Here is a 25,929-nt window from a genome sequence, read left to right as displayed (position 1 = left end):
GGTTATTAAGCATGCCATTATTTAGCCCCGAAAGAAACTTCTGTGTCCTCATAACTTGACAAGATATTAGCTGGTTTGTGTAAACTCAATCACCCGATATATAAACAGGTTTCATCCCCCTAATTGGGATGTCTTTTTCGAAACCAATAGAGTCAAGGGCGTAAGGCGAAGCGAACCTTGACGCTTTGGTAGAGAGAAAGTTAATCCCTTCGGAGATGAAGCCTTTCATTTGTTAACGGCTGTACAATTGTAAAATGGGAAACCAATCGATTTTATAAACGTCATATATAGAACAAACAATTTTTCAAATGGAGAAAGAGGGAGAAAGCTCATGATTCATAAGCGAACCGTTTGGTTTTTGACCATTCTCGCCGTGTTCATGTGGAGTGTGCTGGGCAGCAGCCCGTCCACATTTGCTACTGCGCATCTTGAACCGGTCATTGAGCAAATGGTTACGTTGGTAAAAAGCCCTGGGCAGATACTGGTTAAGGAAAGTTGGTACCATACACAGAGCAAAGATGAGCGCCATGACGAACTCCAATACTCCTATGCCGGTAGTGAAGAAATTGAGTCTAGACGAATGATTTTGAAAGAACAAGAGAAAAAAGTCTATAAGATGATTCAAAAACAGGGGAAAACTACGGAGGAAACTGGAACAAGCCCGTATCAAACAGCAATACGACCTGGTAAAACCCTATTCCAGTCTTTGCTAGATGCTTATCAAACGTCGGAATGGACTTCAACAGGTACTGTTGGGCTTGACAGCAAACTTGCAGAGAAAAAGATACGAGTGGTTCGAGAGTCGGCTGCCGTTTATACCGAGGTTGTCTATCTAGAGAAGCAAACAGGCCTGCCGATGAAAAAGGAGTATTATCAGGGAAGTGACATATCGAAAGCACCGGAGATTACGGAGGTGTACTTTTTTGAAAAAGTACACGACCCGGCAGGTGCTGTCTTCACAATTCCGAATTCCCAGACGCATGAAACAGCCATTGAACATGTGAAAAGGATGTACAAAACTGGTGATGGCAAAAGAATAAACTACTCGAGAATATGGTATGATCGTCGAAATGAAGATGAGCGAATTGAAGATTTTACGTACGACTTTTTAGAAAACAAGAGCAGAACAAAACTAACAATTATTAGTGGCCAGAGGATAAATTTGTATACAAAGAGTACGGAACGGGATGAAGTTACGGAAAAGTTGGAACAAACTAAGGAAATCCCCAGGCTGTTGTCAAGTTTCCAGACCCCTTATGGACCAAAATGGAATTTTGTAGAGAACAAGAAATTTAACGGAAGAACTGCACAAGTGTATGAACGAATAGATGATACGCCGAAGGTTATTTATCGGGAGATAGCTCTTGTGGATGGGGAAACAGGCTTACCGATAAAGGAAGAAATGTATACGACATTTAGAGCTATTTTGGACATGAAGTATTTGAACGTCCCTAATCCAGAGGAATTAGAAGGCTGCAGTATTTATGTTTTTGAGGATGAACATAATCCGATAGGTACTCTTTTTACAGCACCAATTGACTAGTCTCCTTTTTACTACCGAAAAAAATTCAAACTGATCAAAGTAGCAATGGTGTTTGGAACGTTCCAAACACCTGCTGTAACAAATTCCGCGAACATCTTATTGGGTGATGAATAGTTTCTCCTTCCGAAAAAATCACCACGAAAACTCATCTATCCCCAAGCTCCCCCCATATACATAAGATAAGAAACAGTAAGAAACGGTAAGACTTGGGGGGAACAACATGACAAATGAAGAGCTTCGAGAGCTTGAGCGTTCGATTGACGAGATCACGGAGATTGCCAAAGGCTTCGGCCTTGATTTTTATCCCATGCGCTATGAAATCTGCCCGGCGGACATCATTTACACATTCGGTGCCTACGGGATGCCGACCCGTTTTTCCCACTGGAGCTTTGGAAAATCCTTTTATAAAATGAAGCTGCAATACGACCTCAACCTGAGCAAAATCTACGAGCTTGTCATCAACTCCAATCCCTGCTACGCCTTCCTCCTCGACGGCAATAGCCTGATCCAAAACAAGCTGATCGTTGCCCACGTCCTCGCCCACTGCGACTTTTTCAAAAACAATGCCCGCTTCGCCAATACCAACCGGGATATGGTGGAGAGCATGGCCGCCAGCTCGGAGCGGATTCGCCAATACGAGATCAAATACGGCAAGGATGCAGTGGAGTCGCTGCTGGATGCCTGTCTCGCTATCCAGGAGCATATTGATCCGAGCTTGCTGCGCCCGAAGCTCAGGTGGAAGCGGGAAGCAGAAGAGGCAGCAAATCGACCGCAGACCAAAACAGAGCAAAGCAGCCCCTATGATGATCTCTGGAAGCTGGATCAGCGCGAGGCGAAACAGGAGCAGGAAAAACCGGTTCGCAAGTTTCCGCCAGAGCCGGAAAAGGACCTGCTGCTTTTTATCATGGAGTACAGTCAGATCCTGGAGGATTGGCAGCGCGATGTCCTGACCATCGTCCGGGATGAAATGCTGTATTTCTGGCCGCAGCTGGAGACCAAGATCATGAATGAAGGCTGGGCTTCTTACTGGCACATGCGGATTCTGCGCGCAATGGACCTCACGGAAGCGGAGACGATCGAATTTGCCAAGCTGCACTCCTCTGTCATCCAGCCATCGCCGACCAGCATCAATCCCTATCATCTCGGGTTGAAAATCCTTGAGGATATTGAGCAGCGTTGGGATCATCCGACCAAGGAAGAGCAGGAGCGTTTCGGCAGAATGCCGGGCCAGGGGCGGGCGAAGCTCTTTGAAGTGCGTGAGATGGAGTCGGATATCAGCTTTATCCGCAATTATTTGACCAAGGATCTGGTCAGCAAGCTCGATCTCTACATGTTTGGCAAGCAGGGGAACGATTGGGTGGTGACAGACAAAGCCTGGGAGGATGTCCGGGATGGTCTGGCGGTCACGCGCGTCAACGGCGGTTTTCCCTATATCATGGTCCATGATGGTGACCACCTGCGATCAGGAGAGCTCTACCTGAAGCATCACTACGAGGGGCTGGAGCTGGACGTCAAATACGTAGAGAAAACGATCCCGTATATCTACCAGATGTGGGGCAAGAACATTCATCTGGAATCGGTGATTGAAGAGAGGGCTGTCCAGTTTACGTATGATGGGAAAAAAGTGCATCGACGTTTTCTATGAGAAGGGCTTGCTTTCGGATGCAGCACGGAAAAGGTGCTGTGTCTTTTTTTTTGACGCAGCTTCCATTGCCTTGGCAGGGAAAGGCTCTACACGGATACAAAAACATAAATTGAATAAATCAAAGCGAAAACCTGTAAGGCGGCCACACCAAAGAGCGCATATGCCATCATACGGTTTTTCTTCCATTGAAAAGTTCCGAGCGAAGCCATGACCACACCCAGACCAAGCGTCGTTAAAAAACGTAAGACGGGAGCACCTGTGAAAAGGGAAGCGATCGCAATGACAATCACAAGAACAGAGATGAGGTAATACCAGAGAGGGTACGTTTTCATTCGTTCAACCGAACTCCTTTTTTAAAATCGATATCGTAAACAGACAGGCCCTGTGAAGAATCGGGTGCCTTGCTGAACGTATCGCTAATGACCCACGTGATCAAGGTCCTCAAGGGACCAATTGTATTCGAACAAGATCAAGATAAAGATGCAAGTGATGAGGACAACCAGCCATCTGGCCAGATAAGACTTGGTGGTTACGATAAACATCCACGCAGCTAGTAGAAGCAGCAGAATAAACATACCTGATTCGAAAATCGTCCGCATTCAAATTTCACCCCATTTGCAAATAAGTACGGTTTATCCATAGGATCGGTCACATGTCAGCCCTTTTCTCTTGTTTGGATTTGATTCATAATGGTCGGTATGTCCTTGAAATAATGATGTCCTGTTTGTCAGCCAGAGGAAAAGGGAGAGGTTTTGAATATGAACATGGTACATGTTGATGTGGTGTATGCACTTCTTTACGATGAGTCCCTGGATAAGGTCCTGACCGTTCACAATGAGAGATTTTGGAGTCTTCCCGGTGGAAAACGAGAGCATGGAGAATTGTTGATGCAGGCTGCCGTTCGTGAGGTAAAAGAAGAGACGGGGCTGGATATCAGTGTGACGGCTATCATCCATGTCAGTGAAAAGGTGATTGCCGGCGAACACGTGACCTTTATCACCTTTCGGGGGGAGCTGATCGGAGGCACGATCGGAACGACCGATTCAGAGATTCAGGCGGTCGAATGGAAAACGATAGAAGAAACCGAAGCGTTGATGCCGTACTTGGGGAGCATTCGTGAACTGTTGGGCAATAAGGCGTATTACGTTGTGGAGTAATCTTAAACGCAAAAACGATGGCAACAAACATCTCGGCTTATTGGGGAGTAAGTGGGGAAAGCTACACATCGAAATACGAGAGGCCGGAATTGTCATCGGCATGAAGACAATCGTGGAAGTATGGGAAGTGGAGATCATGTTGCATTTGACCCAAATGACAGAGAAAGATGTAAATGAAATCATCACTTGGAAGTACCCGGAGCCATATTCATTCTACGATTTTGAAGATAGCGAAGAGACCATCCAAGAACTAATGGATGGCACTTATTTTGCCGTTCATGACGAATCAAACCAATTGATCGGGTTTTTTTGTTATGGAGGAAACGCGCAAGTACCTGGAGGCAGAAAATACGGCTTGTACACGGGAGAGCATGTGTTGGACATCGGACTTGGAATGAAGCCGGAGCTGACGGGCCAAGGCGAGGGATTTTCATTTTTAGAGGCAGGAATCCGCTTTGCAGCGCAAAAGTATTCTCCGCGTTTCCTGCGTTTAAGTGTGGCTTCGTTTAATGAAAGGGCATTCAGGCTTTATTCCAAAATGGGGTTCACAGAAACGGCTTCTTTTCTAAATCATGATCGTGAATTTATCATCATGTCCATGGATGTTTCGACCTTTCTTAAAAACTGAACATATAGTTTGTTGCCCTTTACAATACTATCCGCTAGTCAATCGAAGACAGGCTGTTTTCTCGAAGGAAACAGCCTGTCTTCGATTGACTAGCGGAAACGGCGCCCAAAGAATGGTGATTCTCTAAAAAAGAAAGGTGATTCCCGGAAGAAAAAGGGTGATTCCTGAAACCTTCTAAACCCAGGTGACTCAAAGGTTCTGAATCCGCGGCCAAATCCTCCCCGGCCACGAAACGGCGGCGGATCATCATACCTCATGTATGAGGATGACTCGCATTTGCATCTACAGCGTTTCCGTGACAGTGACTTCCCCCCCTTTCCAATCTCTATATGGATATGTACCACCTGGTTTCGTGGCTTGGGTATTTTCACCAGTCACGCTAGTCTACAGCAAACCCAATTTTCCAAAAGCGCTTGAAGCAAAAATACATCAAAAGAGAAATAGGATACCGTCCGAAACAATCAATCCGGACGGTATCGGGTTACCTAGAAGAAGCGGCGGCGGCGACGTCTACGAAAGCAACGACGACGGCGACGCCCAAAGAAGAAACCAGGCACGACTCCACCTCCCCTCATTCCCGTACTGTATATGTAGTCGAGAAGAACAGAAAGTGATTGGACGAACCTTCATTGGCAATACACCTATTTTCAAGATACAGTACGAAACCACCGTGCTATCATCAGGGAAAGATGATCATAGCGCTGATGAAATGGCAACTTCGAAACTTTTTTTATGACGAACAAAAAAGCAAAGACACCTCCTACTAGAGGAAGTGCCTTTGTTGTTCCCCAAAACATGAAAACAGTTTGAAAAACGATTACTCCTGCACTGCGGGCTTAACCTGGTTGCCGCCCCCCGCCCGCCGATTCCAGGAAACAGACAGGAACAAGCTAAAGAGCAACAGGAATGCGCCAAACAGATACGGCAGGTTGATCTGCACATCGAACAGGATTCCCGCCAGAGACGGTCCAATGATATTACCGATACTCATATAGGCGTTGTTCATACCTGCGACAAATCCCTGTTCCTTTCCGGCCATTTTGGACAGCAGGGTATTAATCGCCGGGCGAAGGATCGAGGTGAAGATGAAAAAGATGCTGGTGACAATCATGACATACCAGAAGTTCCCTGACAGCAGCATCAGGATCATGGTGACCGCGGAGAAGAAAAAGCTGATGTTGATCAGACGTTTCTCTCCAAAGCGGCGAAGCAGCCGATCGATCAAAAACGATTGGATGATTACGCCAATCAGTGCGCCTACTGTAATCAAAATGGAGATATCCTTTGGTGTGTAACTGAATTTCTGATCGACATACAAGCCAAAGATCGCTTCAAAGTTGGACAGCCCAAATGTGAGCGTGAAGACCAGAATCAGTGGCACCAGGTAGACCGCTTTGAAGGATTTTGTAAACTGCTTGAAGATGTTTTCCCGCTTGTTCCCTACACTGCGAGCTGCCAATTGTTCTTCGACGGACAGCGTTTCTTTCAGAAACAAGAGGGAGGCGATCGTGGAAACAAACGCAACGGCTGCAGATACGTAGAAAGGTACGCGCAGGCCGTATTCGGCCAAAAAGCCTCCAATTCCCGGTCCAATGACAAAGCCCAGTGACATCGCGGCTCCGAGGAGGCCCATCCCTTTTCCCCGTGCCTCGTTGGTCGTGATATCAGCAACATAGGCCATCATCGACGGGATCATGAATGCCGCTCCCATTCCCCCGATCAAGCGTGACAAGAACAGAAGCCACATGTGGTCAGCAACGGCAAAGATCAGCTGAGAGATCGAAAAGGCAGCGAGGCCAGCGACAATCATCCGCTTCCGCCCGTATTTGTCGGAGAACTCTCCGGCAATCGGGGAAAAGAGGAATTGAGTCAAGCCAAAGGCTGCGACGAGATACCCCAGCGAACTTCCGCTTGCACCAAATTCCAGCATAAATTTAGGCAAGACTGGAATGATCAGGCCGATTCCAAGCATCGCAATGAACATGTTGATCATCAAGATCGTGAGCGGCCCTTTTTTCAGATTTTCTTCTTTCACTTGCTGGTTCTCTCCCTTCATGACTCTCTACATTACATTCATTTTTGCAAGACGGGAGTCTGTTACAGACTGCCCCGCAAAAATGAAAATAAAACCCATTATAGTAAAACGATCGGAAGATGGCAACTGCTGAAATCTGTAAAATGTGCTCGCTGGTAAAAAAACTGCAGTTTGTCGTTTTGGTGGTGGCGTCAGAATACATCTGTTTCTACAAAAGCTTGGTGGGAAGTAGTCTGGCAGCCGGCAGGAACGTTTTGGTACAATGCAGGTAGACAGAGTATTCGATAAAGTTGGGCAATTTGCTGAATCACAGCACAACAAGGCAAAAGGAGAATGGACATGATCAGAGAGCGTCTGCAAGAACTGAAGCTGGAGCTGCCGGAAGCGGCACCCTCCCTGTATAATTACGTCCCCGTTCTGATCCATCAGGGAGTCGCCTACATCAGTGGCCAGGTGCCCCGCGTGGATGGCGAAATCCCATATACCGGCAAGGTGGGAGACGAAGTGACGGTAGAACAAGCCCGGGAGCTGGCGAAAATCTGTGTATTGAAAGGATTAAGTTGTCTGGAAGCAGAGCTTGGCAGTCTGGATCAGGTGGAACAAGTATTGAAAGTAACCGGCTTTGTCCAGTCTGCCCCTGGATTTTCTCAGCAACCCAAGGTGTTGGATGCAGCTTCTGATCTGCTGCAAGCGATCTTTGGAGAAAAAGGAAGGCATGCTCGTTCTGCTGTCGGTGTAGCCGAGCTGCCTAGCAATACCCCGGTGGAAATTGAGTTCATCATCGCTGTCCGTACAGACAAATAAGGAGGAGTGCTCAATGATTCATGTGGAGGACGTCCGGGAAGCTCGCAGGCGCATTGCCGACGTGGTGCGTGTCACGCCGCTGCTGACTTCGGAACAGCTTTCGTCTCGTTGTGGCAATGAAATCTATTTGAAAGCGGAACATTTGCAAAAAACGGGCTCCTTTAAAATTCGCGGGGCGACGAACAAGGTGAAGCAGGCAGTCCAGGAGGGGGCGACGCACGTAACCGCAGCCTCATCTGGCAATCACGGCCAGGCCGTGGCCTATATCGCGCAGCGGCTGGGGATTTCGGCAACAATTGTCGTCCCGGAGGATGCAGCCACGTGCAAGACAGACGCGATCCGGGCATATGGAGGCGAGATTGTGCCATGTGGATTTACTTCGGCTGAAAGGCTCCCGAGAGCCAAAGAGATCGCGGCTCAAAGGAACGGCGTCTATATCCCGCCCTATGACGATCCGTTTGTCATGGCGGGACAGGGCACCATTGGACTGGAGATATTGGAACAAATAGCAGATGCAGATGCTGTCATTGTGCCGATTGGCGGCGGCGGGCTGATTTCCGGAATATTGACTGCGATCAAAGAGACCAACCCGCAGGTGAAGGTGATCGGTGTGGAGCCTGCCCTTGCCAATGATACCTGGTTGTCACGCGAGCGAAAAGAGATCGTCTCGATCCCGGCAACCAAGACGATCGCGGACGGTCTGCGGACGTCGCAGCCAGGCTCGCTTACATTTCCGGTCTTGATGAAGTACCTCGATGACCTGGTGCTTGTCAGTGAGGAGGAGATCAGGCACGCCTTCCGTTTTGTCCTGGAGCGGATGAAGCAGATGATTGAGCCGTCCAGCGCAACGACGGTGGCAGCCGCCATGTTTGGAAAGCTCCCCTTTTCCGGTAAAAAGGTGGTCACCGTGATCTCGGGAGGAAATGCGGACATCGGGACTATAACAGATATACTCGAACAGTAATGACGGAAAAAGTCAGTCGGCCCACGTGGATTTGTCCGGTCTTCCTGCAGCGGAAGCAAACGTGCACGACTGGCTTTCATACAGTTTCCCCCCTGGATGTTTTCCATCTATTTGCTATCATTGACAGACAGGGAGGGATTTTTATATTCATGCGGAAGACAATGACAAAAGAGGCTTTTGATCAGATGGAAGACAGTCAGCTTGGCTGGGCGTGTATCGAGCAGGTCCTGCTGCCGCTGCGAGGCAAGCACCCGGATGTTAAGCTCCAGGCCTTTCGGCAATGCAATAAAGGCCAGCAGGCACTGATGATGTTCCGGGTATTTTTTGATCACGCCTGCAATTCCCGTGAGGAGTATTACTGCTGGGTCAGCGAACTGCTCACGAAGCCTGATACCTGGAGTGGCGTACAAAAAGGTCTGCAATATTTCGGCGCCGACGAGATGCTGGCTTTGCTAAGTGAGACAGAAGCGTATCTGCGCTCCCGCCATCGTTTCGGGCAGGAGAGCAAGAGGCAAGCATCAGTACTGGATCTCGATGGAGACGAGGGGCTTTGCCAGTCCATCGACCAGTTTTACCACCGCTTTTCGCAGGTTGCGATGATCACGCATCACCGCATAGCGAATACAATCCGCAACGATCCGCATGAGTTTGTCCTCTTCGAACAATAGGTTTCAGCCCGTTCCGATGATTCGGGGCGGTTTTTTTTGTTTTCCAAAAGTGAAGATTTGGACGGAAGAATGTAAGGAAGCCTTAAGAATTTCTACATAAATTTTACAACTCTTTGTCAGTAGAATACATGGGACAAAACAAGTACCGTACAGGCTGCTGATTGTCCGAGGAAGGAGCTTAACCCATGAAAAAGAAAAAAATCGCCATTCTGTTTGGCGGATGTTCCACTGAATATGAAGTATCACTGAAATCTGCCTACGCCGTATTGCAGCATCTCGATCATTCCCGCTATGAATGTGTGTGCATCGGGATTACCAGACAAGGTGAGTGGTTTCAATATAGTGGCGATCTCGACAAAATCGCGGCAGACACCTGGAGAGAGGATGAGCGCTGCATCCCGGCCATCCTCTCTCCCAGCCGGAATGTGCAGGGAATCATGACCTTTCACCCAGACCGAATGGAAACGACCAGACTTGATGCGGCATTTCCTGTTCTGCATGGCCGAAATGGCGAGGATGGCACGATTCAGGGCTTGCTTGAACTGGCTGGCGTTCCTGTGATCGGGTGCGGCACACTCAGCTCCGCGCTGTGTATGGACAAAGAAATGGCGCACAAGATCGTCAGTCTGGCCGGCATCAAGGTGCCGCGCTCGATCGTGATTACCGGCAGGCAGTCAGAGGAAGAGATGCAGGAGCTGACCCAAGCGCTTTCTTACCCGCTATTCGTCAAGCCGGTTCGGGGAGGCTCGTCCTTTGGGATCAGCAAGATCCACCGCCAAGCCGAGCTGTTTCAGGCGGCTGTCAACGCGCTTGAATACGATCAAAGCGTCATTATCGAAGAAAATATCGAGGGCTTCGAGGTAGGCTGTGCGGTATTGGGAAATGAAGAGCTGATCATTGGCGAGGTGGACGAGATCGAACTTATGGGCGGGTTCTTTGACTACAAGGAAAAATATTCGCTGGAGACCTCTCGCATCCACATGCCTGCCCGCATCGACCCGGAGTTTGCCGAGCAGATCAAACACACGGCTGCCAGGATCTACCGGGCACTCGGCTGCCGCAGCTTTGCCCGGGTCGATATGTTTGTCACCCCGGATCGGGAGATTGTCTTTAATGAAGTGAACACGATACCAGGCTTTACCCCCCATAGCCGATATCCCAATATGCTTCGCGGCGTCGGGCTGTCATTTACCGAAATCATAGACAAGCTGATAAGGACGGAGATCGACCAATGAAAACAGTAGCAGTGGAAAAAGCAAATATCCGGCAGGGCAGCTTGATCCTGATCAACCGAAAGCATCCGATCTGCGAAAAGCTGGAGCCGGAATTGGTTCCCGTCGATTCCGGCTATCCCGAGATTCTGCTGGAACAAAAGGCGGCGGCCATGTACGCCCAACTGATTCAATCCCTTCAGGCAGGCGGGCAAATCGTGCCGGTCAGCGGCTATCGTTCACTACAGGAGCAGGAGAAAATTTACGCGGAATCCATGCGGGAAAACGGTGAGGACTTTACTCGCAAGTTCGTGGCTTATCCCAATCATAGTGAGCATCAGTCCGGGCTCGCTATCGATGTGGGCGAGAACAGGGCAGAGATCGACTTCATCAGGCCCGACTTTCCCTACACCGGGATCTGCCAGGCTTTTCGCCAAAGGGCAGCCCAATTCGGTTTCATTGAGCGCTATCCCAAAGGAAAGGAAGCGATCACCGGGATTGCCCATGAGCCTTGGCATTTCCGCTATGTCGGTTGTCCTCATGCGGAGCTGATGCAGCGGGAGCAGCTGACGTTGGAGGAGTATACCGAATATCTGAAAGACTTCCCCTATGGCGGAAAACATCTGCATTTCGATGCGGGCAGACATACGGCAGAAATCTATTATGTCCGCGAATCCGCTTTGTCGTCTGGAACCATTCCGATTCCAGACGACACTCCCTGCGAGGTGTCGGGCAATAATGTCGATGGATTTGTGGTGACCGTGTGGAGGAGTAAGAAATGAAGACGGAAGGAGGATACGCAGGAATTGACTTCTTCCGAATCATCGCCGCTTTTCTGGTCGTGGCAGTCCATACGTCTCCCCTTCTTTCAATCACGGATACAGGAGATTTTATTCTCACCCGGATTGTGGCGCGCGTAGCCGTTCCGTTTTTCTTTATGGCGACAGGATTTTTCCTGCTGCCTCCATTCCTGGAGAACCAGGCTTCCGACCGGAAGAGCCTGCATCGCTTTTTCAAGAAGGCGTGCCAACTATACGCGATCTCCATCCTGCTCTTCCTTCCGGTCAACCTATACGCCGATCATTTTCTGGCCGAGCCGCTAATCCCGAACTTGTTGCAGGATCTGGTTTTTGACGGTACGTTCTATCATCTGTGGTATCTGCCGGCCACTATCGTCGGTGTCGGACTGCTCTATCTTCTCTTGCAAGCTTTCCAGGTAAATATGGTTGTAAAGTTAGCGGGTCTCCTTTACCTCATCGGACTTGGCGGAGACAGCTACTACGGGCTGCTGTCGCAGATTCCGTTTGTCGAGAGCTTCTATAACGGGATTTTCAGCTTTACAGACTATACGAGAAACGGGTTGTTTTTTGCGCCATTCTTTCTTTTGCTCGGCGGGCTGATTGCAAGACAGAAGGTAACCTACCAAGTGAAAGAATGCCTGGCGGGTCTGGCGGTCTCCGTGCTGCTCCTCCTGACAGAGGGCCTGCTGCTGCATCATTTTGAGGTTCAGCGACATGACAGTATGTATCTGATGCTGATTCCCTGCATGTTTTTCCTCTATCAGCTGCTGCTTCTGTGGAAAGGAAAAAGCAATAAAAATCTGCGGACGATTTCCATGATCATTTACATCATCCACCCGCTGATGATCATCGTCATACGGGGCGTGGCCAAGCTGACCAAGCTGCAGGCGATATTGGTCGAGAACAGTGTCGTTCATTATCTGGCAGTCGCAGCTCTTTCCTTCGTATGTGCCGCGATCCTCGCCATGCAACTGAGTCGAAAACAGAAAGGAAGATTACATGAGAGGCAGGGCGTGGGCTGAGATTAACCTGAATCATCTTCGCCACAATGTAAAGGAATTGGAAAAATGGTTGCCCGAAGGCTGCAAATTGATGGCGGTCGTGAAAGCAAATGCGTACGGACACGGCGATCATCTCATCGCAAAGGAACTGAATCAGGCGGGCGTCACCGCTTTTGCCGTGGCAACGGCGGCAGAGGGCGTCCAGCTTCGCCGCCAAGGAGTCGTGGGAGAAATCCTCGTGCTCGGTTATACACCCCCGCAGGAGTTCCCGGACCTGGTCGCATATGATTTAACTCAGACGGTCATCGATTTTGCCTACGGCAAGCAGTTGAACCAGTACGGACAAACCATAAACGTACATGTGAAAATCGATACGGGCATGCACCGTTTGGGAGAAAGCGACCAGCATGTGAACACGATTGCGCAAATGTTTGCGTGGGATCATTTGATCATTACAGGGATGTACACGCATTTGAGCGCGGCTGACCACACAGGTGAACTCGAACAGAACTTTACGCGTGAGCAGATTGAACGATTTTACGGTTTGTTGGAGCAGTTGAAATCCTTGGGGCTGAAATTGCCGCGCATTCATTTTCAGAGCAGCTACGGCCTGTTGAACTATCCCGGTCTGCCCTGTGATTATGTCAGAATCGGCATTGCCCTGTATGGCGTGCTGAGCCATCCGGACCAGCCTGTCCGGGCTTCGGTCGATCTGCGGCCCGTTCTTTCCCTAAAAGCGCGCGTAGCGCTGATAAAAGAGGTAGCAGCGGGGGAAGCGGTTGGATACGGGCGTCAATACAGTGCCGCACAATGTACGAAAATCGCTGTCGTCTCGATCGGGTATGCAGACGGCTACCCCAGAAGCCTGTCAGCGGGCAACGGGTCCGTGCTGGTAAAGGGGCGAAGGGCCCCAGTCATCGGCAAAATTTGCATGGATCAACTGATGATTGACATCACGGCCATTCCTGCTGTGGAACAAGGTGACATTGTGACCCTGATCGGTGAGGACGGGGGAGAGCGGATAACAGCCGAGCAAGTAGCCGCAAATGCCGCAACGATTACCAATGAGTTATACAGCCGACTTGGACCGCGGCTTGAACGGATCGTTGTATCCAGCATGAAACCAGGAACGGTTGGTGAAAAAGTAAAAATCTGAATAAAAATTGAACAAGAATTGAACAAAAAGTGAACAAAACGTGAAAAGTGTGTTACAATTACCCTACAAACATTTCGATAAACCGATAGAGACAGGGGTCATGAGAGATGAACAACGGGGTTAAAGCTGCTGACACACTGAAATGGTTCGCCTGGATTACATGCATGATCGGCGCAGTCTTGTTCGCTTGTCATGTAAGCGATTTCAGAGCAGAAAATTTTGGACTGATGGCCGCGATCGGTTTCCTGATTGCCGCTGCAAACATCTTTTTACTCAGCGTCGTTTTCCGTCTGCTGCATCTGGAACCAGGAAAATAACCGATGTATATTAAGGAAGCTTTACGATATAAACATATCTTTTCAACAACATACGATGAAGGAAGCAAGCAAATGGTTGCCTGAGCGGCAGCCATTTTTTTTGCTGCAATCCCGCCCAATTTTGGGAGGCAAAATCCAACGCAGGATATCCGTAACAATATTTTGATCATCTCGTGAATGCTTTTTGAACACTTTGTAACAGAAAAGAGACAGAATGTTGAACGCTCAAAAAAAACCCTGCAGAAAATTTTCCCCTCTGTTAGTATGTGAATGCGAAAAAAGTTCAACTCCTTTGAACAAATGAGGAACGGACGAATCGTTTCCATTTCTGTGTCTGCTGTGTCGAAAGAGGGAAGGGGTATTCAACATGAACAAACCGAAAAGACTCCGTCAAATGGGATTCTGGTTAGTCGCGATGATCGCGAGTGTCCTGTTATCGGGCTGCGGCAGCGAATACATTGTCCTGAATCCAAAAGGACCCGTGGCGGAGACGCAGTACAACCTCATTATGATTTCCGTGATTTTGTGTGCGGTGATCGTGATACCGGTACTGGCTATTACCGCCTATATCGTGTACCGCTATCGAGACAAACCGGACAACAAAGCGCCTTATCAGCCGAACTGGTCGCACAATACGACGCTTGAAGTGATCTGGTGGGGGATTCCTGTTGTCATTATCGCGATCTTGGGCTTCTTTACTGTGCGAGACACCTATGCTTTGGTGAAGCCGCCCCATACGGAGACAAAACCGATCACGATCCAGGTTACATCGCTGGACTGGAAGTGGATGTTTACTTACCCTGAACAAAATATCGCAACTGTTAACTATGTTCCGATCCCTGCCGGAGTACCCGTGCAATTCGAAATTACTTCGGATGCGCCGATGAATTCCTTCTGGGTACCGCAGTTGGCTGGACAAACCTACTCGATGCCGGGTATGGCGATGGGCTTGTGGATGCAGGCCAATGAGCCGGGCGAGTATTTTGGTTCCGGCGCCAACTTTACAGGGAAAGGCTTCGCTCATATGAACTTCAAGGTCATTGCCAAAACACAAGAGGACTTTGACAAATGGGTGCAGGAGGTAAAAGGAACTGCGCCGAAAATGAGCAAAGAAGATTACGAGAAACTGGCTGAGCCGGGTACGTCGGATCGCTTGACCTATTCCGCATTCCCTGAGGGCCTGTTTGAGGAGATTGTGAAGAAATACGGTCACGGTCACCATCATCCAGGTGGTATGAACCACTACAAGAACAATGAAGAGCCATCAACCGAACCAAATCACGCAGAGCATGACATGTCCGGCATGAACATGGATCATGCCCCGATGCAATTGAACCAATCCGGGACGAATACGGATTCCGGCAACATACTGAATCATTAACCCAGAGGGAGGAGGAACACCGTATGTGGGAGAACATCAAAGATTTTGCATCTACGTTCTTTGTCACCGGTGATCCGTTAATTTACGGCGCTGACGTCTCCATCGCCTTGACCATGGTGGCCATCGTTTTTGTTCTGACCAAATTTAAAAAATGGGGCTGGCTGTGGCGCGAATGGCTGACGACCGTCGACCATAAAAAGATTGGGATCATGTACTTGATCGCATCACTCTTGATGCTGTTCCGTGGCGGGGTTGACGCGCTGCTGATGCGTTTGCAGCTCGCTTTTCCAAATGTAGAGTTTCTGCATTCGGAGCATTACAACGCCATCTTTACGACACACGGTACGATTATGATTTTGTTCATGGCGATGCCGATGATGTTCGCTCTCTTTAATATCGTGGTACCTTTGCAAATCGGTGCACGTGACGTCGCTTATCCATTTTTGAACGCCGTCAGCTTCTGGATGTTCCTGTTCGGCGCGATGCTGTTCAACCTGTCGTTCGTCATCGGGGGTTCTCCCGACTCCGGCTGGCTGGCCTATCCGCCGCTGTCCGAGCTGTCACATAGCCCCGGCGTCGGACAGAACTTTTACATCTGGGGTATTCAGATCTCCGGGATCGGGTCACTGGCTACCGGGATCAACTTCCTGGTGACCATCCTGAAAATGCGCGCACCTGGCATGAAGCTGATGAAAATGCCGCTGTTTTCCTGGTCAGTTTTGTCCAGCTGTATTACGATCATCTTCGCTTTTCCGATTTTGACCGTTACCCTGGCATTGCTCTTTATCGACCGTTTCCTGGGAGCACATTTCTTCACGATGACCGGCGGCGGCAACCCGATGATGTACGTCAACCTGATCTGGATGTGGGGCCACCCGGAAGTGTATATCGTGGTGCTGCCGGCATTCGGAATCTTTTCGGAGATTGTGGCAACCTTCTCCAAGAAAACGATTTTTGGCTACAAATCCATGGTCTTTGCCATGATGGTCATTAGCGTACTTTCCTTCTTCACCTGGGTTCACCACTTCTTTACGATGGGCGCAGGGGCTGACGTCAACGCATTCTTTGCGATATCGACGATGGCGATTGCGATTCCGACCGGGGTGAAAGTTTTCAACTGGCTGTTCACGATGTTCCGCGGACGGATCTCGATCAAGCAGCCGATGCTGTGGACGATTGCCTTTATCCCGTGCTTCCTCGTCGGTGGGGCAACCGGTGTCATGCTGGCAGTCGCTCCGGCTGACTATCAGTATCACAACAGCTACTTCCTGATCGCTCACTTCCACCAAGTACTGATCGGCGGTGTCGTCTTTGGATACCTCGCAGGGATTTACTACTGGTGGCCAAAAATGTTCGGCTTCAAGCTGGACGAGCGTTTGGGCAAATGGGGCTTCTGGCTCTGGAACATCGGTTTCTACGTCTGTTTTATGCCGCAATACGCACTCGGTTTCATGGGGATGACCCGCCGTCTCTACACCTATGGCTGGGACATGGGCTGGGCACCGCTCAACCTGGTTTCGACCATCGGGGCATTCCTGATGGGGGCAGGCTTCGTCTTCCAGGTATGGCAGATTCTCTACAGCATCAAGCACGGTGAGCGCGATACGACGGGTGACCCGTGGAATGGCCGTACGTTGGAATGGTCGATTCCGTCTCCGGCACCGCTGTACAACTTCGCTGTCGTTCCGCAGGTAAAAGGCGCGGATGACTGGTGGCTGACGAAGCAAGCGAGGGAAAATGGCACAGCCCAAGAAGAAAAGGTTCAGCTCGAACCGATTCACATGCCGAAAAACTCCGGAATTCCGTTTATCATGTCTGCATGCTGGTTTGTCGCCGGTTTTGGGTTTGTATTTGGGTGGATATGGATGGCTGTCGTAGGAATGATCGGTGTTGCCCTGACCATGTGGGCGCGCTCGTTCCAGTACGATACTGACTACTATATCCCTGTCGATGAAGTGAAACGCACCGAGGCTTCACTGGGGAGGGCGTTATAATGCAACAAGTCATGACACATCACGAGCATGGTCATGATCACGAGCACGATCACGGACATGAGGACCACGAGAATCTCAAGGTCCTCGGGTTCTGGATCTTCCTCGTGACGGACTGTATCCTGTTTGCTACCCTGTTTGCTACGTATGTCGTACTCATGCACAATGTCGCCGGCGGCCCGACAGCCAAAGAGCTGTTCGAAATGCCGGGTGTCATTGCCGAGACCTTTATCCTGCTGACTTCCAGCTTTACGAGCGGCCTTGCCACGCTGGCGATGCACAAAGGCAAAACCAAGCAACTGATCGGTTGGCTGGTCGTGACCGCGCTCTTGGGTTTGAGCTTCGTCGGCTTGGAAATCAACGAGTTTGTCAATATGGTAAAAGAGGGCGCCACCATCTCGACGAGCGCATTTCTCTCGGCCTTCTACACGCTGGTAGGTACACACGGACTGCACGTGTCCGTCGGCCTCTTCTGGATGCTCGCGCTGATGATCCAGCTTGGCCGCCGCGGCATCACACCGGTGACGCGCCGCAAAGTGACCAACCTCAGCTTGTACTGGCACTTCCTTGACGTCGTGTGGATCTTCCTGCTCACGGTCGTCTACCTTCTGGGGGTGATGTAAGATGACACAACATGAGAATCACGGTGAACACCACGGTTCCCTGAAGGCTTATGTGATTGGCTTTATTTTGTCGATCATCCTCACGATCATTCCGCTGGTGCTGGTGATGAACCACATCCTGACCGGCACAGCACTGGTGTTCACAATCATGGCGATGGCAGTCGCGCAGCTTCTCGTTCAGTTGTTCTTCTTCATGCATATTCGTGAAGGGGATAAGCCTCGATACAATGTACAGGCGCTGATTCTGGGCGTGGTGATTGTGTTTACCATCGTGGCTGGATCGATGTGGATTATGACTTTTAACTCACAGGTACAATAGCAGATGAAATAACATATCTATCACGAAACCGTCCTGCATATCTACATGTCAGGGCGGTTTTTTCTGGTTTTGCCGGAAATATGGCCGAAAGTATACCCATTTCCCCTGACTGTGATATGACTACGAAAAAGATTTGTTACGAATCCCTAAAATAATAATTTCTCTTTTTCTATACATACTATATAATTAAGTCGTCTGGGATAAATCTGGAAAGGTGTGTTTCTTATGTACGATATCGCGATTATCGGAGCCGGTCCTGCCGGAGCCAGCGCAGCATTGTTCGCAGCCAAAGCAGGCAAGAGCACATTGCTCGTAGACAATGACAAAAGCATGACGAAACGAGCCTGGGTAGAAAATCATTATGGTGTAGTGGGAATTACCGGCCCGGATATGATTGAGACGGGCAAAAAGCAAGCGGTGCATTTTGGAGCCGAGCTGATTGACGATAAGGTAAATGACATTGCTAAAACGGATAACGGGTTTGTGATTACGACAGAGGAGAAGGGCACGTTTGAAGCCAAGCACGTGATATTGGCAACCGGCGTTCTGCTCGATCTGGCTGAAAAAGCAGGCGTCGCCACAAAACCTGGTACAGAGCCTCGCATCAAAACGGTAGTGGATGTTGATCAGGACGGGAAAACGAATGTCCCTGGATTTTGGGCAGCCGGCACTTGTGCAGGTGTGAGTGTTCATACCATTATTACAGCAGGGGACGGAGCCAAGGTAGCGATTAATGTCATCAGTGAGCTGAATGGCGAGCGTTACGTTGATCACGACATCCTGAAAACGACGGAATAAAAGCAGCAACTATCACTCCCCACTTGTTCGCTAACGATGCATCAGGCGAGAGGTGGGGGTGTTTTGTCGAATGATGTTCATCTACACCTGGAGCTATTTTCTTGTATAATAGGAGTAGTTATCATTGATGTCGATGAAAAGAGCGACTAACGTACGGAGCTGACAGACCATGAAAAAAGTTCTGGGAATTGGTTTAATGGCAGTCCTGCTTGGCGTCAACGCCTATATTTGGCCGGCTTTGTTTAAATCGGTAGCGGCAGAGTCATCCAAAGCGAAAACGGAAAACCGGGCCGGCAACAAACAGATAGCGGCAGCCGGCACAGACTTTTCCAACCAAGATCCGACCCAAACCAAGGCAGTCTTTGACCAATTGTCACCAAAAGAAGAAACCGTATCACCCGCGTCTGTTCTGACCGCTCAGGAAACAGGTGAGAAAAAACAGACGCAGACAGCGGCGGCTCCTGCTAAAGCGGCGGCCAAAAAGCCGGCGCAGAAAGCAAGCCCGAAGAAAGCAAGCCCGAAGAAAGCAGCACCGACTCCCAAACAGGCGACGGCCAATAGCCAAGAGAACGCTTCTGAGAATCCATCGGCCACTCCATCTGACAATCTGGCCCCGATCTACACAGATGATGGCCTGTACGTCACGGATTACGGAAGCTATCGGAGCAACTGGGTAGAGCTGTCGGACGGTTCCCTCCTTCGCAAGAGCGATGGCGTACGAGCCTTTAATCTTCCGTTTGAGAAAAATCCGTATACCGGAGAGATAAAGCCGTATGTGGAACCGATGTCGCAAGCTGCTTACCAAATGTATCAAAGTCAACAGGCGGGCTTTCAGCCTTCTGTGACCACTCACTACAGCAACCCTCGCTAAAGCGAGATCGATACAGCGCTTTTTATGCGCTGTTTTTTGTCCTTTTTCAAGATAACTTGTCCTCTTTGCATATAATGAAGAGGGGGAATCTAATCAAAGCCAGGAGGGTACCGTGTGATTGCAAAGGAAAGTAAAATTGGTTTTGTTGTTGCGGGACTCCTGCTGGGTCTGCTGATAGCTTCGATGGATAACACTATCGTGGCGACGGCGATGGGAACGATCGTGGCCGAAATGGGCGGGCTGGATAAATTCGTCTGGGTCACTTCCGCCTATATGGTTGCCACGATGGCCGGGATGCCGATCTTTGGAAAGCTGTCCGACATGTACGGACGCAAGCGATTTTACATTTTTGGTCTTACCGTCTTTTTGCTGGGCTCGATTTTGTGCGGGACAGCAAGCAGCATCGTACAGCTCAGCATTTACCGCGCAATTCAGGGGATCGGCGGCGGTGCGCTGATGCCGATCGCCTTTACGATCATCTTTGACATCTTTCCGCCGGAAAAGCGGGGGAAAATGACGGGTCTGTTCGGGGCTGTCTTCGGGACATCCAGTGTTTTCGGTCCGCTCTTGGGCGCGTACATAACGGAATACTTCGGTTGGCATTGGATCTTTTACATCAACGTTCCGATCGGTCTGTTGTCCCTGTTCTTTATCAGTATGCACTACAAGGAATCGCTTGCGCACCGGGAACAGAAAATCGACTGGTGGGGTGCGATTACATTGGTCGGGGCTGTCGTCAGCCTGATGTTTGCCCTGGAGCTGGGCGGCAATAAATTTGCGTGGAACTCCCCGCAGATCATCGGGTTGTTAGCTTCGTTTGCGGTGCTGTTCTTCCTGTTCATCGTGGTCGAGCGCAAGGCATCCGATCCGATCATTTCATTTTCGATGTTCAAAAAAAGGCTGTTTGCTGCCAGCAACGCGGTGGGGCTCTTGTATGGATCGGCATTTATTATCGCGACAGTCTATATCCCGATCTTTATCCAGGGAGTTTTTGGCGGCAGCGCCACCAGCTCCGGCCTGCTTTTGACACCGATGATGCTGGGCTCCGTATTTGGCAGTCAGATGGGCGGACTGTTGAGCACGAAAACCAGCTTTCGCAACATCATGCTGCTTTCTGCTCTTTTCTTTGTTCCGGGCCTGTTTTTGCTGGGGACTTTGTCACCGGAGACTTCGCGGGGCATGGTTACGTTTTATATGATTCTCACCGGCTTTGGCGTAGGGTTTTCGTTTTCGGTTCTCGGTATGGCGGCGATTCACAACTTTGACATGCGGCAGAGGGGTTCAGCTTCTTCCACCAACTCCTTCTCCCGTTCGCTGGGGATGACATTGGGGATCACGATTTTTGGGATTATTCAGCGCAACCTGTTTGAAAGCCGTCTGGCTGCGTCTCTGGCAGATCAAGCGGGCAGTATTCCCGCAGGCGCCCTGGCCGATCCGCGAGCGGCTCTGACTCCTGAGACAAGAGCCCAGATTCCCGCGGCGATTTTGGAAAAGATTACGGACGCGATGGCGTCGTCAATCGCCCATACGTTTTTATGGGCATTGGTCCCTGCGGTTCTCTCCGTCCTGTTCATTCTGATGATGGGCAACGAGCGGATTATGCTGCCTTCAGCAGAGGGGGCTCCACAAAAACGAAAACCGGTAGGCGGGCGCTCCTAGCTAGCCAGCCAAGCCAGCCAAGCACAAAAAAAGCTACGGCTGTGGAAGGTGCCTCAGATTGTCGAGAACGTACATGCACAAAGCAGAAAAGAGGGAAGAAGAATGTCAATTGAAAATGAAGAAGATTTGGAAGGCCTTCGTAAAATAGGGAAGATCGTGGCTGAAGCAAGAGAAGCGATGCTAAAAGCTGTCCGCCCTGGAATTACTACAGCAGAATTAGATGAGATTGGCGGAACCATACTTAACAAATACGGGGCAAAGTCTGCTCCTCGAACGGAATACAATTTTCCGGGATATACCTGTGTAAGTGTAAACGATGTTGTTGCCCATGGAATTCCCGATCATACGGTGCTGCGCGAAGGAGATTATGTAAATGTTGATGTTTCGGCAGTATTAAACGGGTATTACTGCGATACAGGTGCATCCATCGTGGTAGGAAGTGCAGAAATGAACAGGAAAGATGACTTATGCCGTTGTGCGGAAGAGTCACTTTATCTTGCGCTTGAGAAAGTGAAAGCTGGCGGAAAAATGAACCAGATAGGCCGTGCTGTACAGAACGAAGCGAAGAAAAGGGGCTTTACTGTAATCAAAAATCTGACAGGCCACGGTATTGGAAGAAAACTTCATGAGGAACCGGACCACATCGTCAACTACTATGATAAAACTGACACCAGGTTATTAAAGGAAGGCTGGGTGTTGGCGGTAGAAACGTTCATCTCGACGGGTGCAGAATATACGGAGGAAGGTTCCGATGGATGGGCTTATATCACTCCAGACAAAAGCCGAGTCGCACAATATGAGCATACCGTAGTCGTCACGAAGGATAAACCGATCATTTTAACGGCCATCTGATTATTTCTTGCAGGCTTGAGGCAGGCATTGAGCAATTCCGTTCTTTCGTTGACATAGCAAAAGGGGCTGTCCAAAAAGTGGTATTTCAGCCCGATAACTAAAAAAGTCAAAACCCAAGAATGCCGTAAAATCAGCATTCTTGGGTTTTTATTTCGGTGCATTTTGCCCCAAAATGGACTTTTTGGACAGCCCCTTCATTGAACATATGGGTTTTCTCGACAACCTGGGGTACGGCTTTTGAAGGCCGTACTTTTTTTCGTTTACACTTACTTAAGTTGCCCGTGCCCAGATCGCCAGCGAGACGGACGTGCCAGGGTTGATGAAGCGGTGCGGCGCGGAACTGTTGAAGCCGATGCTGTCCCCTTCGTAGAGATGGTATTCGCGGTCGGCCAGCAGGACCTTCAGCTCTCCTTTCAGGATATAGCCGCATTCTTCCCCCGAGTGGGAGATTTGCTCTTGCTCCAGTGTCTCTCCCGGCTCAATTTCGATCAGCAAAAACTCGATTTTTCCCGCCTGCAGGGGGGTGAGGACATGGTATTTCACATGGGTGTTTTTCAACTGGATCAGCTTGTGCTGATTTTTCCGGATGACCGGTTCTTCGTTGTCTTTGGCCTTGAAAAAATGGTTGATCGGCACATCAAGCGCAGAGCATATTTTCCAAAAAGTTCCGACGGTAGGGTCAACCAGCCCGCGTTCGATTTGGGAAAGCAGGCTCATGCTAAGACCGGTCTTATCCGCCAAATTTTGCAGGGTAAGCTGCTTCTGTTTGCGAATTTCTCTTAGTTCGGCTCCGTTAAACATGGTATCGACCTTCTTTGCATTACAAGCTGGAGGTAAAGCTGTCCGAATGAAGGCTGGGCAGTGAGGCCAACAGGGTTTTCGTGTAGGGGTCCTGCGGATGTGCAAAAATGTCTGCAACAGCCCCCGTCTCCACTACTTTTCCTCTTTGCATGACAGCCATTCGGTCGCACATATAGCGAATCACGGCCATATTGTGCGAGATAAACAGATACGTCAGCCCGCGCTCCCGCTTCAGCTCCTTCAACAGATTGAGGACGTGGGCCTGAACGGAAACGTCCAGTGCGGAGGTGGGTTCGTCCAGAATAACAAACGTCGGATCTGTAATCAAGGCTCGTGCGATGGCGATTCGTTGGCGTTGACCGCCGCTGAATTCGTGGGGGTATCGGGGAAGATGCTCTGGCTTAAGGCCAACCCGGGCAATCAGTGCGTGCAACCGCTCCTTGTCGGCTTTCTGCCGACGCTCTTCCGCTGATAATGCCCACAGCGGCTCCAGGATAATATCCTGCACAGTCATGCGAGGATCGAGCGAGGACTGCGGGTCCTGAAATACAATCTGAACCTCTCCCGGCTTTCTTCTGTTGTATTTTTTCTCGTTCCACAGCGAATTTCCTTCGTAAAGGATCGTTCCGGCAGTTGGATAATCCAATCCTGTCACCATTTTGCCCAGTGTGCTTTTGCCGGAACCGGACTCGCCAATCAGCCCGAAGGTTTCGCCCGTGTTGATCGAAAAGGAGACATTGGAAACGGCTTGAAAGGTTTGGCTGCCCTTTCCGTATTGCTTGCAGACGCCGGATAGTTGGAGTAATTCCTTCATATATATCACCTCACCCAACAAGCGACTCGATGTACATCTGGCAAGTACGCATCCCCGATGCCCGTTTCCGTCACCTGCTCCAGCACAGGCTGGTCCTCACGGCAGAGCGGGATAGCGCGCTCGCAACGGGGAGCGAACACACAGCCGGCAGGGAGATTGCGCAAATCAGGCGACTCTCCCGGAATGGCATGCAAAGGCTGGTCCGGAGTGGCCAGATCTGGCAAAGCGCCGATCAGCGCGCGCGTGTACGGATGAACCGGCTGATGCAGCACCTCTTCCGTCTTCCCTGTCTCCACGACTTTCCCCGCGTACATCACGACAACCCGCTGGCAGACCTGGGTGACCACACCCAGATCATGCGTGATCAGCATAATCGAGGTCCCGCGTTTTTCGGCCAACTCCTTCATCAGCTTCAGAATCTCGTGCTGGATCGTCACATCCAGTGCGGTGGTCGGTTCATCGGCTATCAGCAAATCGGGCGGAGCGGACATCGCGAGCGCGATCACCACGCGTTGCCGCATGCCGCCGCTCAGCTCAAAGGGGTACTTGCGCGCTACCAGCTCCGGGTCGTTGATCTTTACTTCATCCAGGCTGAGTACGGCTTGCCGATAAGCCTCTTTGTAGGAGATGCTGCGGTGGCGATGAATCACTTCTGCCAGTTGGTCGCCGATGCGCATCGTGGGATGAAGGGACGTCATCGGCTCCTGAAAAATCATGGCGATTTCCTTGCCGCGCAGCTCCTGCTGTTCTTTTTTGCTGATTTGCAGGATGTTCTTTCCTTTATAAAGGATTTCCCCACTCTTGATACGCGCGTTTTTTTCGAGAAGGCCAAGGATAGTCAGGGCCGTCACGGACTTGCCCGAGCCTGATTCTCCCACGATCCCCAGAATCTCGCCAGGACCGATCGAAAACGAAACGTGATTGAGTGCCTTCACTGTCTGCAGCATCGAGGAAAACTCGACAGACAGATTATTGATTTGAAGCAGCATAGCGATCTCTCCCTATCGGTTGGCTTTCGGATCGAGAACATCCCGAATGCCGTCACCGATCAGATTAAACCCGCATGAAGCGAGAAACAGGGCTAGTCCTGGAAAGGTAGGGTACCACCAATAATCGAGCAGGTACTTCCAGCCAATGCTGATCATCGCACCCCATTCAGGAGTAGGCGGCTGCGCGCCCAGTCCGAGGAAGCCCAGTGTCGCGACCAGCAGGATGGCATCTCCAATATCCAGCGTGACCTGAATCACCACAGGGGAGATGGCATTGGGGATGATATGGCGTGCGATGATACGCCATGGCTTGATGCCAAAGGTGACTGCCGCTTTGACAAACAGCTTTTCTCTGAGAGCCAAGGTCTCGGCACGGGCCAGCCGGACATAGACGGGTATCTTGATGATCGCAATCGCCAGCATGGCGTTTTGCAGATTGGGACCCAGTGTGGCTGCTACGGCCATCGCCAGGACGAGCGAAGGAAAGGCGAGAATGATATCCATCAGACGCATGATGATCTGGTCGATCCGGCCGCCGATGTATCCTGAGATGGAACCGATAACCGTCCCGATCAGACCGGCGGAGAGGACGGCAGCCACCCCGACTCCGAGTGACAGGCGTGCACCGTACAGGATGCGGGTAAAAATATCGCGCCCCACTTCATCCGTTCCGAACCAATGTGCAGCCGACGGTGGAGCGAATCGCTCCTTGATATTGATCTTGCTCGGATCATAGGAGGAGATCAGCGGTGCACATACAGATAAAAGCAGGATGGCGATGAGCAGAAACAATCCAAACAGCGTGAGCGGGTTGCGCCGAATCCGGAACCAGAAGGGGTTTACACTCCGGGGAGCAGTGGCGGCTTCCGCTTTGATAGGCAGACTGGACAAGCTGAAAACCC

At 50.3% G+C, this 25,929-nt stretch carries 25 protein-coding genes and 1 pseudogene; 19 read left to right on the top strand and 7 right to left on the bottom strand.

Annotated features, from left to right (window positions below; translation table 11 throughout):
- Positions 1-331 precede the first annotated feature (331 nt).
- Positions 332-1,543 (top strand): hypothetical protein, encoded by a 1,212-nt coding sequence (locus NDK47_RS20845; protein ID WP_251871682.1) that lies wholly within the window; start codon positions 332-334, stop codon positions 1,541-1,543.
- Positions 1,544-1,763: 220 nt separating this feature from the next.
- Positions 1,764-3,188 carry a SpoVR family protein gene (locus NDK47_RS20840; RefSeq protein ID WP_251871681.1) on the top strand — a complete coding sequence of 475 codons (1,425 nt, stop codon included), beginning with the start codon at positions 1,764-1,766 and terminating at the stop codon, positions 3,186-3,188.
- A gap of 86 nt (positions 3,189-3,274) precedes the next feature.
- Here NDK47_RS20840 and NDK47_RS20835 read toward each other — a convergent pair whose 3' ends face one another.
- Complete coding sequence (locus tag NDK47_RS20835) at positions 3,275-3,520, bottom strand: hypothetical protein (protein ID WP_251871680.1); 246 nt, start codon at positions 3,518-3,520, stop codon at positions 3,275-3,277.
- 84 nt (positions 3,521-3,604) lie between these two features.
- Positions 3,605-3,787, bottom strand: coding sequence for a hypothetical protein (locus tag NDK47_RS20830; protein WP_251871679.1), 183 nt, complete (start codon positions 3,785-3,787; stop codon positions 3,605-3,607).
- 159 nt (positions 3,788-3,946) lie between these two features.
- On the opposite strand from NDK47_RS20830, the gene NDK47_RS20825 reads away from it, so the two are divergent.
- Together NDK47_RS20825 and NDK47_RS20820 are read left to right on the top strand one after the other, a co-directional pair.
- Positions 3,947-4,345 (top strand): NUDIX hydrolase, encoded by a 399-nt coding sequence (locus tag NDK47_RS20825; RefSeq protein ID WP_251871678.1) that lies wholly within the window; start codon positions 3,947-3,949, stop codon positions 4,343-4,345.
- A gap of 139 nt (positions 4,346-4,484) precedes the next feature.
- Positions 4,485-4,973 (top strand): GNAT family N-acetyltransferase, encoded by a 489-nt coding sequence (locus NDK47_RS20820; protein ID WP_251876303.1) that lies wholly within the window; start codon positions 4,485-4,487, stop codon positions 4,971-4,973.
- 817 nt (positions 4,974-5,790) lie between these two features.
- Here the strand turns inward: NDK47_RS20820 and NDK47_RS20815 are convergent.
- Complete coding sequence (locus NDK47_RS20815) at positions 5,791-7,008, bottom strand: MFS transporter (protein ID WP_407653326.1); 1,218 nt, start codon at positions 7,006-7,008, stop codon at positions 5,791-5,793.
- A gap of 339 nt (positions 7,009-7,347) precedes the next feature.
- On the opposite strand from NDK47_RS20815, the gene NDK47_RS20810 reads away from it, so the two are divergent.
- The 15 genes and pseudogenes from NDK47_RS20810 to map all read left to right on the top strand — a co-directional run bounded on the left by NDK47_RS20810 (position 7,348) and on the right by map (position 22,423).
- Positions 7,348-7,812: a RidA family protein gene (locus tag NDK47_RS20810; RefSeq protein WP_251871677.1), complete on the top strand. Its 465-nt coding sequence runs from the start codon at positions 7,348-7,350 to the stop codon at positions 7,810-7,812.
- A gap of 13 nt (positions 7,813-7,825) precedes the next feature.
- Positions 7,826-8,776, top strand: coding sequence for a threonine ammonia-lyase (locus tag NDK47_RS20805; RefSeq protein WP_251871676.1), 951 nt, complete (start codon positions 7,826-7,828; stop codon positions 8,774-8,776).
- Between the two features lie 149 nt (positions 8,777-8,925).
- Positions 8,926-9,444 carry a hypothetical protein gene (locus tag NDK47_RS20800; RefSeq protein WP_251871675.1) on the top strand — a complete coding sequence of 173 codons (519 nt, stop codon included), beginning with the start codon at positions 8,926-8,928 and terminating at the stop codon, positions 9,442-9,444.
- 185 nt (positions 9,445-9,629) lie between these two features.
- The gene (gene vanG / locus NDK47_RS20795) at positions 9,630-10,679 is read left to right on the top strand and encodes a D-alanine--D-serine ligase VanG (protein WP_251871674.1); all 1,050 of its coding nucleotides are present in this window, start codon (positions 9,630-9,632) and stop codon (positions 10,677-10,679) included.
- Complete coding sequence (locus NDK47_RS20790; protein ID WP_251871673.1) at positions 10,676-11,437, top strand: M15 family metallopeptidase; 762 nt, start codon at positions 10,676-10,678, stop codon at positions 11,435-11,437. The genes vanG and NDK47_RS20790 overlap by 4 nt, the downstream gene beginning before the upstream one ends.
- Positions 11,434-13,612 (top strand): annotated as a pseudogene (gene vanT, locus NDK47_RS20785) (serine racemase VanT catalytic subunit). The gene NDK47_RS20790 and the pseudogene vanT overlap by 4 nt, the downstream one beginning before the upstream one ends.
- Positions 13,613-13,719: 107 nt before the next feature.
- Positions 13,720-13,929 carry a hypothetical protein gene (locus NDK47_RS20780; RefSeq protein WP_251871672.1) on the top strand — a complete coding sequence of 70 codons (210 nt, stop codon included), beginning with the start codon at positions 13,720-13,722 and terminating at the stop codon, positions 13,927-13,929.
- A 367-nt stretch (positions 13,930-14,296) separates the two neighbouring features.
- Positions 14,297-15,310, top strand: coding sequence for a cytochrome aa3 quinol oxidase subunit II (gene qoxA / locus NDK47_RS20775; protein WP_251871671.1), 1,014 nt, complete (start codon positions 14,297-14,299; stop codon positions 15,308-15,310).
- A 23-nt stretch (positions 15,311-15,333) separates the two neighbouring features.
- Positions 15,334-17,304, top strand: coding sequence for a cbb3-type cytochrome c oxidase subunit I (locus NDK47_RS20770; RefSeq protein WP_251871670.1), 1,971 nt, complete (start codon positions 15,334-15,336; stop codon positions 17,302-17,304).
- Positions 17,304-17,924 (top strand): cytochrome o ubiquinol oxidase subunit III, encoded by a 621-nt coding sequence (cyoC, locus tag NDK47_RS20765; protein WP_251871669.1) that lies wholly within the window; start codon positions 17,304-17,306, stop codon positions 17,922-17,924. Before NDK47_RS20770 ends, cyoC begins: the two co-directional genes overlap by 1 nt.
- A 1-nt stretch (position 17,925) precedes the next feature.
- Positions 17,926-18,243 carry a cytochrome o ubiquinol oxidase subunit IV gene (gene cyoD / locus NDK47_RS20760; RefSeq protein WP_251871668.1) on the top strand — a complete coding sequence of 106 codons (318 nt, stop codon included), beginning with the start codon at positions 17,926-17,928 and terminating at the stop codon, positions 18,241-18,243.
- 225 nt (positions 18,244-18,468) lie between these two features.
- On the top strand, positions 18,469-19,041 hold the full coding sequence (locus tag NDK47_RS20755; protein WP_251871667.1) for an FAD-dependent oxidoreductase: 573 nt from the start codon (positions 18,469-18,471) through the stop codon (positions 19,039-19,041).
- A gap of 169 nt (positions 19,042-19,210) precedes the next feature.
- Positions 19,211-19,912: a hypothetical protein gene (locus NDK47_RS20750; RefSeq protein WP_251871666.1), complete on the top strand. Its 702-nt coding sequence runs from the start codon at positions 19,211-19,213 to the stop codon at positions 19,910-19,912.
- Between the two features lie 114 nt (positions 19,913-20,026).
- On the top strand, positions 20,027-21,571 hold the full coding sequence (locus NDK47_RS20745; protein ID WP_251871665.1) for an MDR family MFS transporter: 1,545 nt from the start codon (positions 20,027-20,029) through the stop codon (positions 21,569-21,571).
- Between the two features lie 102 nt (positions 21,572-21,673).
- Entirely contained in the window at positions 21,674-22,423 is a 750-nt protein-coding gene (map, locus tag NDK47_RS20740) for a type I methionyl aminopeptidase (protein WP_251871664.1), read from the top strand.
- Positions 22,424-22,693: 270 nt separating this feature from the next.
- Here map and NDK47_RS20735 read toward each other — a convergent pair whose 3' ends face one another.
- From NDK47_RS20735 to NDK47_RS20720, 4 genes are read right to left on the bottom strand one after another with little or no spacing between them, the layout of a single operon-like run.
- Positions 22,694-23,224: a cupin domain-containing protein gene (locus NDK47_RS20735; protein WP_251871663.1), complete on the bottom strand. Its 531-nt coding sequence runs from the start codon at positions 23,222-23,224 to the stop codon at positions 22,694-22,696.
- A 19-nt stretch (positions 23,225-23,243) separates the two neighbouring features.
- Positions 23,244-24,038 (bottom strand): ABC transporter ATP-binding protein, encoded by a 795-nt coding sequence (locus NDK47_RS20730; RefSeq protein WP_251871662.1) that lies wholly within the window; start codon positions 24,036-24,038, stop codon positions 23,244-23,246.
- A 5-nt stretch (positions 24,039-24,043) separates the two neighbouring features.
- Entirely contained in the window at positions 24,044-25,027 is a 984-nt protein-coding gene (locus NDK47_RS20725) for an ABC transporter ATP-binding protein (RefSeq protein WP_251871661.1), read from the bottom strand.
- Between the two features lie 12 nt (positions 25,028-25,039).
- Positions 25,040-25,918 (bottom strand): ABC transporter permease subunit, encoded by an 879-nt coding sequence (locus tag NDK47_RS20720; protein ID WP_251871660.1) that lies wholly within the window; start codon positions 25,916-25,918, stop codon positions 25,040-25,042.
- Positions 25,919-25,929: the final 11 nt, after the last annotated feature.

The organism is Brevibacillus ruminantium (assembly GCF_023746555.1).
In the GTDB taxonomy this organism is placed as follows: domain Bacteria; phylum Bacillota; class Bacilli; order Brevibacillales; family Brevibacillaceae; genus Brevibacillus; species Brevibacillus ruminantium.
This window is presented reverse-complemented; position numbering and strand designations above follow the sequence as displayed.